Source organism: Hydrogenophaga sp. 70-12 (assembly GCF_001897365.1).
Classification (GTDB): domain Bacteria; phylum Pseudomonadota; class Gammaproteobacteria; order Burkholderiales; family Burkholderiaceae_C; genus Hydrogenophaga; species Hydrogenophaga borbori.
Window position 1 is genome coordinate 1 of the sequence record NZ_MKSS01000174.1, and the last position, 13103, is coordinate 13103.

Genomic DNA, 13103 nt, shown 5'->3' on the forward strand with positions numbered 1-13103 from the left:
GCACCAACCACAGCAGCCAGCGACCGAAGGCGCGTACCACTACTGTCCCGACAGTTGGGTCTGCAGGCCGTCCTCGCGCGTGAAGCGAAAGCGCGAGACGACCACGATCTGGTCGGCCTGGCGGCGCATGGCCTCGTTGAAGCGACCGAAGGCCAGGCCACGCACGATGGCCTGGGCGCGGCTGTCGAGCAGGCGGTTGCCGGAGCCCTGCACCACCTCGGTGTCGAGCACCTGGCCGGTGTGGTTCACGGTAATGACCATGGTGAGTTCGCCATAGAGCTTGCGCCCGGCGGCCTCGGGGAAGTTGGCCGTGCCGTGCTGCTCGATGCGCCGGCGCAGGCCGTCGTAGTAGACGGCGTAGACGGCTTCGCGCGTGGCCGGGCTGATGTAGCGCTTGCGCGGCCGCGCGTTTTCCTCGTTGATGCGTTTCTCGATCTCGGCCAGCACGCGCACCAGGGCCTGGCGCCTCTGTTCCTGCTCGCGGGCCTCGGGCGTCTGGCGCTGGGCCACGGGAGCGGGCGGCGGCATGGTGGCCAGCGCGCGGCGCACCTGCGCGAGCAGCTGCACCTGCTGCTCCATCAGGGCCTCCATGCGGCGCAGTTCTTCGTCGGGCGTGTCGCCCAGCCGGGCGATGGCAGCGGGGGGCAGCGGCGAGGTGGCGCGCCCGCGCTCGGCGTCGCCGCCGCCGGCCAGCGCGGCCTGGGCGATGGCCTGGGCCTTCTCGGGGCGCTGGTCGCTGCGCGCGTTGACCAGGATCACCTCCAGCGGCGTGTCCTTGAACACGCGGTCGAAGCGCTCCGGGTCGGCGAAGCGCACCGCCAGCAGGGCCGCGTGCACCCCGAGCGAGACCAGCAGCGCGAGCTGCAGCGTGCTCAGGTTCCTCAGGGTGCGGACGGCCTTGGCGCGGGCGGCGGATTTCACGCGGGGGATTATCCGTTCTGCGTTCCGTCGGGGGGCGTTTCGGCCGCCGCGGCCTCGTCCAGGTCGATGGCCAGCGCCACCGGGGCGCCCAGCGGCTCTTCCTCGTCCTCCTCGGCCTCGGACTCGAGCGCCGCGGGATCTTCCACCGGCTGGTCGAGCCGCTCGATGACCGTGCCGCTCAGCTCCAAGGTGATGTCGTCGATGGCCCCCAGCCGGATCCGCAGGTGGGCACCGCGCAGCAGGCCATCGGCGCCCAGCACCGGCAGCACCAGGGGCAGGGTGTCGGCGCGCACCAGGCCGTCCTTGATGAGCGTGGCGGTGAGTTCGGTGATGCCGTTCTGACGCAGGTACTGCAGCGTCCAGTAGCGCTCCATGCCGCCCTGGAAGCCGTTGTAGGCGGTGTGGGCGGCGTCGAAGGCGCTGACCACGGCGAGCAGGTTGGCGTCCTTGGGCTTGAAGGGCGCGGCCAGCGCGGCGGTCTTGCCGTGGCGCGCGCAGGCCACGATCTGCCACTGGTTGACCAGGTCGACGTAGCGGCGCAGCGGCGAGGTGGCCCAGGTGTAGGCCTTCACGCCGATGCCGGCGTGCGGCAGGGCCTTGGTGCCCATGCGCACCTTGATGCCCGGCAGCAGGCTGGCCTGGCTGCGGTAGATGCCGGGCACGCCGCACTCGGCCAGCCACAGGCCCCAGGTCTTGTTGGCCAGGATCATGGCCTCGGCCACCATCAGGTCCAGCGGCGCGCCGCGCGAGCGCGTGCCGATGAGCACGCGTTCGTCGCCGGCGGGTTCGTCGCCCTGCACGCCTTCCAGCTTGAAGGTGTAGTCGGGGCGCGCGAAGGTCTCGGGCTTGCCGCGCGCGATTTCGCGCTGCGCCTTGTGTTCGCGCGCGAAGCGGTGCAGGAAGACCAGCGCGGGCTGCAGCCCGGCCAGCTCGGCCGGGGCCTGGGCGTTGGCCTCGCCGGCGAGCCAGGCCTCGGTGACGATCGCGTCGAGCCGGTCGTGGCGCAGGTTGTGGGCGATCGGCACGCGCTCCAGCGCGGTGCGGCTGGGGCCCACGGCCAGCGTGGCCTCGTCGATCTCCACGTACAGCGAGACGGCCGGGCAGTCGCGTCCGGCCTGCAGCGTGTAGGCGTCGACCACCGCGTCGGGCAGCATGGTGATCTTGTGGCCGGGCATGTAGACGGTGGACAGGCGCGTGCGCGCGAGTTCGTCGAGCGGGTCGCCCGGCGCGATGGCCAGGCCCGGCGCCGCGATGTGGATGCCCAGCGTGACCGTGCCCGAGCCCAGGCCCTGCACGGAGAGCGCGTCGTCGATCTCGGTGGTGGCGGAGTCGTCGATGGAGAAGGCCGCCACGGCCGCCAGCGGCAGCGCCTCGGCCACCGGCGGGGCGTTCAGCGCAGGGAAGCCCGTGCCTTTGGGAAAGTGCTCGAACAGGAAGCGCTGCCAGTGGAACTGGTAGGCGCTGCGGATGGCCCCAGCCTGCTGCAGCAGCACCAGCGGCGCGGTGTGGCTCAGGCGCGCGGCCTCGACCACGGCCTTGTATTCGGGGCCGTTCTTGTCGGGCTTGAAGAGGATGCGGTAGAGCTGCTGGTGCACCGGCTCGGGGCAGCGGCCCGCCACCAGCTCGGCGGCCCAGGCCTCGATGCGGGCCTGCAGCTCTTTCTTCTTCTCGATGGCGGCCAGGGCCTGGGCCACGATCTCGGGCGGGGCCTTCTTGAAGCGGCCCTTGCCGGCGCGGCGGAAGTAGTGCGGCGCGTTCTGCAGCGTGAGCAGCGCGGCCACCTGCTGGGCGGTGCCGGCCTGGGCGCTGAAGTACTCGCGCGCCAGGTCGGCGAAGCCGAACTCGTCCTCGGGCGCGAATTCGTAGGCGAGTTCGAGCTCCATGCCCTCGGCCAGCGCGCCGGCCTCCTTCAGGAGCTCGGCGGGCGCGGGTTTCTCGAACCGCAGCAGCGCGTTGGCCGCTTTCACTTTCACCCGCTTGCCGGAGTCGAGTTCCACCTGGAGGGAACTGTCGGACTCGGACAGCAGGCGGCCGGTCAGGAACTTGCCGGCCTCGTCGAACAGGATGTGCATGGGCGCGATTGTCCCATCCCGCCCGGCTCAGGCCAGCCGCAGGAAGCCGAACACCGCGTCCATGTGGGCCTCGAAATCGCTGATCGCGTGGTCGCCGCCTTCCAGCAGGCGGATGCCGCCGCCCGCGCAAAAGGCCTGCATCTCGCGCCAGTCCAGCACCTCGTCGCCCTTGGCGATGAGCGCGAACAGGCGCTCGGGCGTGGCCGGCGAGGCCGGCGACAGGCGCGCGATGTCGCTCTCCAGCGCCCGCAGTTCGTCCACGAAGCCGGGCTCGAAGAAGAAGCGCTCCTCGGGGTTCTGCCAGGTGGTCTGTTCGCCGATGTGGGCGGCCAGGTCGCGCGCGGGGTGGGCCGCGGGGTTGAGCAGCACCGCCCGGCAGCCGGTCTGCAGGGCGAACCAGCGCGCGTAGAACCCGCCCAGCGAGGACCCCACCACCGCCGTGCGTTCGCGCGGCCAGTCGGCCGTGGCCTGGCGGATCCATTCGGTGGCGGCGCGCGGCGACGGCGGCAGCTGGGGGCACCACCAGGTCACGGCGGGGTGCGCGCGGCGCACGCGCTCGCCCACCAGGCGGGCCTTCATCGACAGGGGGGAGGACCGGAAGCCGTGCAGGTAGAGCAGGTGGGTGGTGGGGAGGGGGTGCATCGACTGAGGATAATCGCGGTCCATGGCCGTCGTCCTCGACAAACCCAGTCTGCTGCAGCGCGCGATCCCCTTCATGCGGGGCTTCGACTGGCCGCTCATCGCCATCATCTGTTTCATGGCCGCCCTGGGCCTGGTCACCATGTACTCGGTGGGCTTCGACCACGGCTCGCGCTTTTCCCAGCACGGCCGCAACATGCTGATCGGCGCCACCGTCATGCTGGTGTGCTCGCAAATCCCGCCGCAGCGCCTGATGAGCCTGGCGCTGCCGCTCTACCTGGTGGGCGTGGCCCTGCTGCTGGGGGTGGAGTTCGCCGGCATCATGCGCAAGGGTGCCCAGCGCTGGCTCGACATCGGCGTGACGGTGATCCAGCCCAGCGAGATCATGAAGATCGCCATGCCCATGATGCTGGCCTGGTGGTTCCACCGCCGCGAAGGCCAGCTCAAGCCCATGGACTTCGTGGTCGCGGGCGGGCTGCTGGCCGTGCCCATCGGCCTGATCCTGCTCCAGCCCGACCTGGGCACCACGCTGCTGGTGCTGGCCTCCGGCCTGGCCGTCATCTTCTTCGCCGGCCTGAGCTGGAAGCTGATCGTCCCGCCCGTGGTGCTGCTGGGCATCGGCGTGGTGGTGCTGATCTTCAATGAATCGTCCTGGTGCGCGCCCGGCGTGGATTGGCAGGTGCTGCACGAGTACCAGCGCCAGCGCGTGTGCACCCTGCTGGACCCGACCACCGACCCGCTGGGCAAGGGCTTTCACATCATCCAGGGCATGATCGCCATCGGCTCGGGCGGCGTCTGGGGCAAAGGCTTCATGCAGGGCACGCAGACCCACCTGGAGTTCATTCCCGAGCGCACCACCGACTTCATCTACGCCGCCTTCTCCGAGGAGTTCGGCCTGGTGGGCGTGCTGGTGCTGCTGGCCGGTTTCACCGCGCTCATCGGCCGCGGGCTGGTCATCGCGGCCGAGGCGCCCACGCTGTTCTCCCGCCTGCTGGCGGGTGCGCTCACGCTCAACATCTTCGTCTACGCCTTCGTGAACATGGGCATGGTCAGCGGCATCCTGCCCGTGGTGGGCGTGCCGCTGCCGTTCGTCAGCTACGGCGGCACCGCCATGGTGACCATGGGCGTGGGCCTGGGCATGCTGCTGGCCATTTCGCGCGCCAAGCGACTGGTGCCCTCATGACCGGCGCACCGGAGCGCAGCGGCGATCACCCCGTGGCCGTCATCGGCGCCGGCCTGATGGGCGGTGCCATGGTCGAGCGCCTGCGCGAGCGCGGCTGGGCCGTGGTGGTGCGCGACGTCGACCCCGCCTGCGCCGAACGCGCCCGCGCGGCCGGCGCCACGGTCTGCGCCAGCGCGCGCGCCGCCACCGAGCGCCTGGCCGACGGCGGCGTGCTGGCCCTGGTGGTGGTGGACGCCGCGCAGTGCCGCGAGGTGCTCTGGGGTGAGCAGGGTGCCGCCGCCGCGCTGCGGCCGGGCCAGACCCTGCTGCTGTGCCCCACCATCGCCCCCGAGGACACCGAAGCCATCGCGGCGCGGCTGGCGTCCCAGGGCGTGGACACCATCGACGCTCCCATGTCCGGCGGCCCGGCCCGGGCGCGCGCCGGCACCATGAGCCTGATGCTCGCCGGCCCCGAGGCCACCCTGCAGCGCCACGCGGGCCTGCTGGCCGACCTGTCCGACAGCCAGTTCCGCGTCGGCGCCCGCGTGGGCGACGGGGCGCGCACCAAGCTGGTGAACAACCTGCTGGCGGGCATCAACCTGGCGGGCGCGGCCGAGGCCCTGGCCCTGGCCCAGCGCCTGGGGCTGGACCTCTCGCGCACGCTGGACGTGATCGAGCGCTCCAGCGGCCAGAGCTGGATCGGCTCCGACCGCCTGCGCCGCCGGCTGGCTGGCGACACGGCACCGCGCGCCCACATGAGCCTGCTGGCCAAGGACACCCGCCTGGCGGTGGCGGCCGGTCGGTCCACCGGCCATGAGGGCGTCCTTGGCCCGCAGGCCGCCGCGGTCTTCGCCGCCGCGCTGGCGCAGGGCATGGCCGGCCAGGACGACGGCGCGCTGCTCGACTGGATGCGCGAGCACCCGGCGGGATGGCCCCCGCCGAAACCCCCGACGGAACCAAAGCCCTGAGGCCCACAGGCGGGCGGGCGGTTCCTACAATGCCCGGATGATCGCCCGCGAACCCACCCTGGCCCGACTGGCCACCGCCGAGCAACTGCTGCTCGAACCCTTCGGCCTCACCACCGCCCACCTGCACCAGGCGCTGGCGGAGATCCGCTCGCACGGGGTGGACGATGCCGATCTCTATTTCCAGGCCACGCGCAACGAGGGCTGGAGCCTGGAGGAGGGCATCGTCAAGACCGGCAGCTTCCACATCGAGCAGGGCGTGGGCGTGCGCGCCGTCAGCGGCGAGAAGACCGCCTTCGCCTACTCCGACGACCTGTCCTGGGACTCGCTGCTCGACGCCGCGCGCACCGTGCGCAGCATCTCGGGCCAGGGCCAGACGAAGAAGGTCAAGGTGGCGGCGCCCAAGGTCGCCCCCTCGCGCTCGCTCTACGCTGGCGTGGACCCCATCGCTTCGCTGGACAGCACCGCCAAGGTGGCGCTGCTTGAAAAAGTGGAGCGCCTGGCGAAGGCCAAGGACCCCCGCGTGGCCCAGGTGATGGCCGGCCTGGCCGCCGAGCACGACGTGGTGCTGGTGGCGCGCGCCGACGGCACGCTGGCGGCCGACGTGCGCCCGCTGATCCGCCTGTCGGTCACCGTCATCGCCGAACAGAACGGCCGGCGCGAGATGGGCAATTCGGGCGGCGGTGGCCGCTTCGGCCTGGCCTACTTCGACGACGCCATGGTGCAGTCCTACGTGGACGAGGCGGTGGAGCAGGCGCTGACCAACCTCGAATCGCGCCCCGCGCCCGCGGGCGAGATGGTGGTGGTGCTGGGCAGCGGCTGGCCCGGCATCCTGCTGCACGAGGCCGTGGGCCACGGCCTGGAAGGCGACTTCAACCGCAAGGGCAGCAGCGCGTTTGCCGGCCGCATTGGCCAGCGCGTGGCCGCCAAGGGCGTCACCGTTCTCGACGACGGCACCATCGCCGATCGCCGCGGCTCGCTCAACGTCGACGACGAAGGCCATGTGTCGCAGCGCAACGTGCTCATCGAAGACGGCATCCTGCGCGGCTACATCCAGGACGCCATGAACGCACGCCTGATGGGCGTCAAGCCCACCGGCAACGGCCGGCGCGAGAGCTACGCCCACACGCCCATGCCGCGCATGACCAACACCTACATGCTCGGCGGCGACAAGCACCCCGACGAGATCGTCGCCAGCATCAAGAAGGGCCTGTACGCCACCAACTTCGGCGGCGGCCAGGTGGACATCACCAGCGGCAAGTTCGTGTTCTCGGCCAGCCAGGCCTTCTGGGTCGAAAACGGCAAGATCCAGTACCCCGTGAAGGGCGCCACCCTGGTGGGCAACGGCCCGGACGCGCTCACGCGCGTGAGCATGATCGGCAACGACATGAAGCTCGACAGCGGCGTGGGCACCTGCGGCAAGGAAGGCCAGAGCGTGCCCGTGGGCGTGGGCCAACCCACGCTGCGCATCGAGGCCCTCACGGTCGGCGGCACGGCTTGAGCGCGGGCGCGCCAGGGCCGGTGCCGTTTGGCGAGGCCCTGCGCTTCTGGCTCAAGCTCGGCTTCATCAGCTTCGGCGGCCCGGCGGGGCAAATCGCGGTGATGCACCGCGAACTCGTGGAGCAGCGGCGCTGGATCAGCGAGCGGCGCTTCCTGCACGCGCTCAACTACTGCATGCTGCTGCCCGGCCCAGAGGCCCAGCAACTGGCCACCTACATCGGCTGGCTGCTGCACCGCACCTGGGGTGGCATCGCGGCGGGCGCGCTGTTCGTGCTGCCCTCTCTGCTGCTGCTCATCGCCCTGAGCTGGGCCTACCTGGTGTATGGCCAGGTGGGCTGGGTGGCGGGCCTGCTCTATGGCATCAAGCCCGCCGTGGCGGCCATCGTGGTGCAGGCGGTCTGGCGCATCGGCGGCAAGGTGCTGCGCTCGCCGCGCCGCGCGCCCTGGCTGTGGGCCATGGCGGTCGGCAGCTTCGCCGCCATCGCCGTCTTCCAGCTGCCGTTTCCGCTGGTGGTGCTGTCGGCGCTGGCGCTGGGCTGGCTGGGCGGGCGCTTCGCGCCCTCGCAGTTCCTGCCCGCCGGCGCCCAGGCCGCGGCCTCGGCGGCACCGGCGCCCGCGCCGCCTGTGGCGCTCATCGACGACCACACCCCCCCGCCGGCGCACGCGCGCTTCTCGCGGGGCCGCTTGGCGCGCGTGCTGCTGGTGGGCGCGCTTCTGTGGGCGCTGCCCATGGCGGCGCTGCTCGCGTGGCAGGGCGCGCAGGGCGTGCTGGGCGCCATGGGCCTGTTCTTCTCCAAGGCCGCGCTGCTCACCTTTGGCGGCGCCTACGCGGTGCTGCCCTACGTCTACCAGGGTGCCGTGGTGCAGCACGGCTGGCTCAGCGGGCCGCAGATGATCGATGGCCTGGCCCTGGGTGAAACCACGCCGGGGCCGCTGATCATGGTGGTGGCCTTCGTCGGTTTCCTGGGCGGCTGGCACACCGAGGTGCTGGGCCCCGATGCGCGCTTCTGGGGCGCGGCGCTGGCGGCGGCGGTGGTCACCTGGTTCACCTTCCTGCCCTCGTTCGTTTTCATTCTCGCGGGCGGCCCGCTGGTGGAAAGCACGCATGGGCAGGTGCATTTCACCGCGCCGCTTACCGGCATCACGGCGGCGGTGGTGGGTGTGATCGCCAGCCTCGGCGTGTTCTTCCTGGCCCATATCGCCCGGCCCTTGCCTGGCGGACCGGTCGATGCCGCCGCGCTGGCGATCGCCGCGCTCGCGGCCCTGGCGCTGGTGCGTTTCAAGCTCGGCGTCATCCCGGTGATCGCGGCCTGCGGCGCGTTGGGGGTGTTGCTCAAAACCAGCGGCTGGGCGGGCTGAGGGGCGAGCGCCTCAGGCCCTGTGCTACATTGCGTGCCATGCCTTCGCGCGCCGTTTACTTTGCTTTTTACTTTTGGTTCTCTGTCCCCGGCGGACGAGAGGCGAAGTCGTAAGCGCGCCAAGCATCTCGAACAACAACCGCCGGAGCCTCAAGCCCGGCGGTTTTTTTTCGCCCCATCCATTTTCTCTAGACCCACCCAGGAGCCCGTGATGAACGCCAAAGCCACTTCCGCCGCCAGCGACGCCTGGTATGCGCGTCCGCTCGACAAGACCAGCGAGACCGACGACCAACGCATCCAGAAGATCACCGTGCTTCCCCCGCCCGAACACCTCATCCGCTTCTTCCCCATCGCCGGCACGGCGACGGAAGACCTCATCAGCCAGACGCGCCAGCGCATCCACCGCATCCTGCACGGCAAGGACGACCGGCTGCTCGTGGTCATCGGCCCGTGCTCCATCCACGACCCCGGCGCTGCCCTGGACTACGCGCGGCGCCTGAAGAAGCTGCGCGAGCAGCACGCCGATACGCTGGAAGTCGTGATGCGCGTGTACTTCGAGAAGCCGCGCACCACGGTGGGTTGGAAGGGCCTGATCAACGACCCCTACCTGGACGAGAGCTACCGCATCGACGAGGGCCTGCGCATCGCGCGCCAGCTGCTGATCGAGATCAACCGCCAGGGCCTGCCGGCGGGCAGCGAGTTCCTTGACGTGATTTCGCCGCAGTACATCGGCGACCTCATCAGCTGGGGCGCCATCGGCGCGCGCACCACCGAGAGCCAGGTGCACCGCGAACTGGCCTCGGGCCTGTCGGCGCCCATCGGTTTCAAGAACGGCACCGACGGCAACATCAAGATCGCGACCGACGCCATCCAGGCGGCGGGCCGCGGCCACCATTTCCTGTCGGTGCACAAGAACGGCCAGGTCGCCGTCGTGCAGACCAAGGGCAACCGGGACTGCCACGTGATCCTGCGCGGCGGCAAGGCGCCCAACTACGACGCCGTCAGCGTGGCCGCCGCCGTGAAGGACCTGGAGGCGGCCAAGCAGGTGCCTCGCCTCATGATCGATTTCAGCCACGCCAACAGCAGCAAGCAGCACGAGAAGCAGCTCGACGTGGCGCGCGACGTGGGCGCGCAGATCGCGGGCGGCTCCCGGTCCATCTTCGGCGTGATGATCGAAAGCCACATCGAGGCCGGCGCGCAGAAGTTCACCCCCGGCAAGGACGACCCCGCGGCGCTGCAGTACGGCCAGAGCATCACCGACGCCTGCCTGGGCTGGGACGATTCGGTGCAGGCGCTGGAGATCCTGTCGCAGTCGGTGCAGGCCGCGCGGCGCCGCGCGGGCTGAGCCGCCCAGGGGTTTGCGCCGTGCCGCGCCCCGGCGCGCGGCACAATGGCCTGACAACACGCCTTGCGGAGACCCACATGCGCAGCCAAGTCATCATCACCTGGGGCGAGCCAGCCACCTACCGCATCGACCTGGAAGAGGTGCAGCCCATGCCGCACGACCAGGCGCGGCACTGGCTGGACGAGCAGTTCACGCGGATGGGCTGCGAGCCGATCCGCCCCACGGGCAAGGTGCTCACGGCCGACAAGATCCTGTGCATCGCGCAGGCCGCTGGCCAGCCGCGTTTCCAGGACGCGGCGCACCGCGACTGGGCCCTGGCCTTCGCGCGCGCGGCCAGCGCGGCGCTGGCCAAGCCGCTGGTCACGGTGGATGTGCCGGCGCAGTCGCTGAGCTACTGAGTCCGACGCGCGGGCATCAGCCGGCGAGCGCCTTGAGCAGGCGCTCGTGGATGCCGCCGAAGCCGCCGTTGCTCATGCACACGATGTGGTCGCCGGCCTGGGCGGCCCGCACCACCTGGTTCACGACCGTCTCGATGTTCGCGCCGACCTGGGCGCGCGCGCCCATGGGGGCCAGCGCTTCGGCAGCGTCCCAGTCGAGCCCGCCCGAATGGCAGAAGGCCAGGTCGGCGTTTTCCAGGCTCCAGGGCAGCTGCGATTTCATGGTGCCCAGCTTCATGGTGTTGCTGCGCGGCTCGAACACCGCCAGGATGCGCCCGCGCGGCTGGCCCAGTCGGCGCGCCAGGCCGTCGAGGGTGGTGCGGATGGCCGTGGGGTGGTGCGCGAAGTCGTCGTAGACCGTGATGTCCCCGCCCGCGCGCGCCACGGCGCCGCGCACCTCCATGCGGCGGCGCACGTTCTGAAAGTGGGCCAGCGCCTGCGCGGCCTCGGCCGGCGGCACGCCGAGGTGATCGGCCGCGGCGATGGCGGCGAGCGCGTTGAGCTGGTTGTGCACGCCACTGAGCGCCCAACGCACGTGGCCAACCGCCTGGCCGCGGTACAGCACGGCGAAATCGTGCGGCTCGCCCTGCGCGGTGAAGTCGCTCACGGCGGCGCCGAAGCTGCGCAGCTCGCTCCAGCATCCTTGGTGCAGCACGCGCTCCAGGCTGTCCTCCAGGCCGTTGACCACCACGCGGCCGCTGCCCGGCACGGTGCGCACCAGGTGGTGGAACTGCCGCTCGATGGCCTTGAGGTCGTCGAAGATGTCGGCGTGGTCGAATTCGAGGTTGTTGAGGATGGCCGTGCGCGGGCGGTAGTGCACGAACTTGCTGCGCTTGTCGAAGAAGGCGGTGTCGTACTCGTCGGCTTCGATGACGAACGGGGCCCTCACGCTGCGCCGCTGCCCCGCGGGAAGGCCGATCCCGCCCTGGGACGGCCCTGCGGCGGGATCGGCCTGGCCTTCGCCCAGCCGCGCTGACACGCCGAAGTTCATTGGCACGCCGCCCACCAGGAAGCCGGGCTTGTGCCCGCAGGCCTCCAGCACCCAGGCCAGCATCGAGGTGGTGGTGGTCTTGCCGTGCGTGCCGGCCACGGCCAGCACGTGGCGGCCCTGCAGCACGTGCTCGGCCAGCCACTGCGGTCCGCTGGTGTAGGGCGCGCCGGCCTCCAGGATGGCCTCCATCAGCGGGAACTTGGGGGTGCCGTCCGGCAGGCGCCCGCGGCTCACCACGTTGCCCACCACCCAGATGTCGGGGTTCAGCGCCATCTGGTCGGCGCCGAAGCCTTCGATGAGGTCGATGCCCAGCGCGCGCAGCTGGTCGCTCATGGGGGGGTAGACGCCGGCGTCGCAGCCGGTCACGCGGTGGCCCGCCTCGCGGGCCAGGGCCGCGACACCGCCCATGAAGGTGCCGCAGATGCCCAGGATGTGAATATGCATCCGCGGATTCTAGGTTTTGCCCACGGGGCACAATCCCCGGATGCTCTCGCGAGACGACACCGCCGCCGAGATCGCCGCCGTGGCCGCGCGCCTGGTGGTCGACGAAGGCCAGGACTACGCCGCGGCCAAGCGCGCCGCCATCCGCCAGCTGGGCCTGCCCGCCCGAACCCCGCTGCCCGACAACGACACGCTGGAAGCGGCCGTGCGCGAGCACATCGCCGTGTTCTGCGCCGACACCCAGCCGGCCGAGCTGCGCGCGCTGCGGGAACTGGCGCTGGTCTGGATGGATCGACTCCAGGCCTTCCGCCCCCACCTGGGCGGCGCCGCCTGGCACGGCACGGCCACGCGCCACAGCGACCTCCACATGCACCTTTTCTGCGACGACCCCAAGCAGGCCGAATGGGCCTTGATCGACCACAAGGTGGACTACCACCCCGGCACGGCCAGCGGCTGGCGCGGCGAAGCCGTCGACGCCCTGACCGTGCGCACCCGCAGCGAGGCGCTGGGCCAGTGGGTGCTCCTGCACCTGCTGGTGCACGACCTGGATGGCCTGCGCGGCGCGCTCAAGCCCGACAGCCAGGGCCGCAAACCGCGCGGCGACGCCACCGCGCTGCGCGAGCGCCTGATCGCCGAGGCGGGGGAGGGCGCCTGATGGCCATGAAGATGCAACGCCGCCACTGGCTGGCAGGGGGCGTGGCCCTGGCCGCGGCCGGCGCCGGCGCCTGGTGGGCCGACCGCCGCCTGAGCCCGACCCCGGTGCTCGACGGCGCCGAGACCGCTTTCTGGCAGACCGCCTTTGAAACGCCCGAGGGCGGTTCACTGGCCGTGGCCAACTGGCGCGGCAGTCCGCTGCTGGTGAACTTCTGGGCCACCTGGTGCCCGCCCTGCGTGGAAGAGCTGCCGCTGCTCAACGCCTTCCACGAAAAGCAGGCACCCAAAGGCTGGCAGTTCCTGGCCCTGGCGGTGGACCGGGCAGAGCCGGTGCGCCAGTTCCTGCAGCGCCTGCCGCTGCGCTTTCCCGTGGGCATGACCGGCTTCGCCGGCACCGAGCTCAGCCGTTCGCTGGGCAACGCCACCGGCGCCTTGCCGTTCACGGTGGTGTTCGGGCCGGACGGCCGCGCCGTTCACCGCAAGATCGGCCAGGTCCACGAGGCCGACCTGAGGGCATGGGCCGGATCGGTCTGACGCGCTCAACGCGCATCAAGCGCGGCCATCTTCAGTGAATTTCGGCAGGATGGCCGAACGGGCGCGGTTCGGCCCTTCGTGTAC

The 13103-nt window shown here is 71.2% G+C and carries 12 protein-coding genes; 8 read left to right on the plus strand and 4 right to left on the minus strand.

What is annotated here, in order from left to right:
• Positions 1-39: 39 nt before the first annotated feature.
• Genes BGO22_RS10510 through BGO22_RS10520 form a run of 3 tightly spaced genes read right to left on the minus strand, consistent with a single transcriptional unit; the run spans position 40 to position 3659 of the window.
• Positions 40-921, minus strand: coding sequence for an energy transducer TonB (locus tag BGO22_RS10510; protein ID WP_254668150.1), 882 nt, complete (start codon positions 919-921; stop codon positions 40-42).
• A gap of 8 nt (positions 922-929) precedes the next feature.
• Positions 930-2993, minus strand: a complete 2064-nt coding sequence (locus BGO22_RS10515) for a ribonuclease catalytic domain-containing protein (RefSeq protein WP_070399073.1) — start codon at positions 2991-2993, stop codon at positions 930-932.
• A gap of 27 nt (positions 2994-3020) precedes the next feature.
• Entirely contained in the window at positions 3021-3659 is a 639-nt protein-coding gene (locus BGO22_RS10520; RefSeq protein WP_254668149.1) for a YqiA/YcfP family alpha/beta fold hydrolase, read from the minus strand.
• Between BGO22_RS10520 and rodA the strand changes: the two genes are divergently transcribed.
• The 6 genes from rodA to BGO22_RS10550 all read left to right on the plus strand — a co-directional run bounded on the left by rodA (position 3658) and on the right by BGO22_RS10550 (position 10360).
• Complete coding sequence (gene rodA, locus BGO22_RS10525) at positions 3658-4815, plus strand: rod shape-determining protein RodA (RefSeq protein WP_070399072.1); 1158 nt, start codon at positions 3658-3660, stop codon at positions 4813-4815. The two genes, BGO22_RS10520 and rodA, sit on opposite strands and share 2 nt — an antisense overlap.
• Positions 4812-5762, plus strand: a complete 951-nt coding sequence (locus tag BGO22_RS10530; protein ID WP_286850759.1) for an NAD(P)-dependent oxidoreductase — start codon at positions 4812-4814, stop codon at positions 5760-5762. The genes rodA and BGO22_RS10530 overlap by 4 nt, the downstream gene beginning before the upstream one ends.
• 37 nt (positions 5763-5799) lie before the next feature.
• Positions 5800-7260: a metalloprotease TldD gene (gene tldD, locus BGO22_RS10535; protein WP_070399070.1), complete on the plus strand. Its 1461-nt coding sequence runs from the start codon at positions 5800-5802 to the stop codon at positions 7258-7260.
• Positions 7257-8618 (plus strand): chromate efflux transporter, encoded by a 1362-nt coding sequence (gene chrA / locus BGO22_RS10540; RefSeq protein WP_070399069.1) that lies wholly within the window; start codon positions 7257-7259, stop codon positions 8616-8618. The genes tldD and chrA overlap by 4 nt, the downstream gene beginning before the upstream one ends.
• Before the next feature lie 210 nt (positions 8619-8828).
• Positions 8829-9962, plus strand: coding sequence for a 3-deoxy-7-phosphoheptulonate synthase (locus BGO22_RS10545; RefSeq protein WP_070399068.1), 1134 nt, complete (start codon positions 8829-8831; stop codon positions 9960-9962).
• A gap of 77 nt (positions 9963-10039) precedes the next feature.
• The gene (locus tag BGO22_RS10550; protein ID WP_070399067.1) at positions 10040-10360 is read left to right on the plus strand and encodes a hypothetical protein; all 321 of its coding nucleotides are present in this window, start codon (positions 10040-10042) and stop codon (positions 10358-10360) included.
• 16 nt (positions 10361-10376) lie between these two features.
• Here BGO22_RS10550 and mpl read toward each other — a convergent pair whose 3' ends face one another.
• Positions 10377-11834 (minus strand): UDP-N-acetylmuramate:L-alanyl-gamma-D-glutamyl-meso-diaminopimelate ligase, encoded by a 1458-nt coding sequence (mpl, locus tag BGO22_RS10555; RefSeq protein WP_286850765.1) that lies wholly within the window; start codon positions 11832-11834, stop codon positions 10377-10379.
• Between the two features lie 40 nt (positions 11835-11874).
• Here mpl and BGO22_RS10560 point away from each other — a divergent pair, with 40 nt between their 5' ends.
• Positions 11875-12486, plus strand: a complete 612-nt coding sequence (locus tag BGO22_RS10560; protein WP_070399065.1) for a hypothetical protein — start codon at positions 11875-11877, stop codon at positions 12484-12486.
• Between the two features lie 5 nt (positions 12487-12491).
• Positions 12492-13019 carry a TlpA family protein disulfide reductase gene (locus BGO22_RS10565; RefSeq protein ID WP_070399227.1) on the plus strand — a complete coding sequence of 176 codons (528 nt, stop codon included), beginning with the start codon at positions 12492-12494 and terminating at the stop codon, positions 13017-13019.
• Positions 13020-13103 lie beyond the last annotated feature (84 nt).

What these genes read in the sequence shown, in the direction of transcription:
- BGO22_RS10565 (WP_070399227.1), top strand. Translation starts at nt 12,492, where the DNA reads ATGAAGATGCAACGCCGCCACTGGCTGGCAGGGGGCGTGGCCCTGGCC.
- tldD (WP_070399070.1), top strand. Translation starts at nt 5,800, where the DNA reads ATGATCGCCCGCGAACCCACCCTGGCCCGACTGGCCACCGCCGAGCAA.
- BGO22_RS10520 (WP_254668149.1), bottom strand. Translation starts at nt 3,659, where the DNA reads ATGGACCGCGATTATCCTCAGTCGATGCACCCCCTCCCCACCACCCAC.
- BGO22_RS10550 (WP_070399067.1), top strand. Translation starts at nt 10,040, where the DNA reads ATGCGCAGCCAAGTCATCATCACCTGGGGCGAGCCAGCCACCTACCGC.
- BGO22_RS10545 (WP_070399068.1), top strand. Translation starts at nt 8,829, where the DNA reads ATGAACGCCAAAGCCACTTCCGCCGCCAGCGACGCCTGGTATGCGCGT.
- BGO22_RS10515 (WP_070399073.1), bottom strand. Translation starts at nt 2,993, where the DNA reads ATGCACATCCTGTTCGACGAGGCCGGCAAGTTCCTGACCGGCCGCCTG.
- mpl (WP_286850765.1), bottom strand. Translation starts at nt 11,834, where the DNA reads ATGCATATTCACATCCTGGGCATCTGCGGCACCTTCATGGGCGGTGTC.
- BGO22_RS10530 (WP_286850759.1), top strand. Translation starts at nt 4,812, where the DNA reads ATGACCGGCGCACCGGAGCGCAGCGGCGATCACCCCGTGGCCGTCATC.
- BGO22_RS10560 (WP_070399065.1), top strand. Translation starts at nt 11,875, where the DNA reads ATGCTCTCGCGAGACGACACCGCCGCCGAGATCGCCGCCGTGGCCGCG.
- rodA (WP_070399072.1), top strand. Translation starts at nt 3,658, where the DNA reads ATGGCCGTCGTCCTCGACAAACCCAGTCTGCTGCAGCGCGCGATCCCC.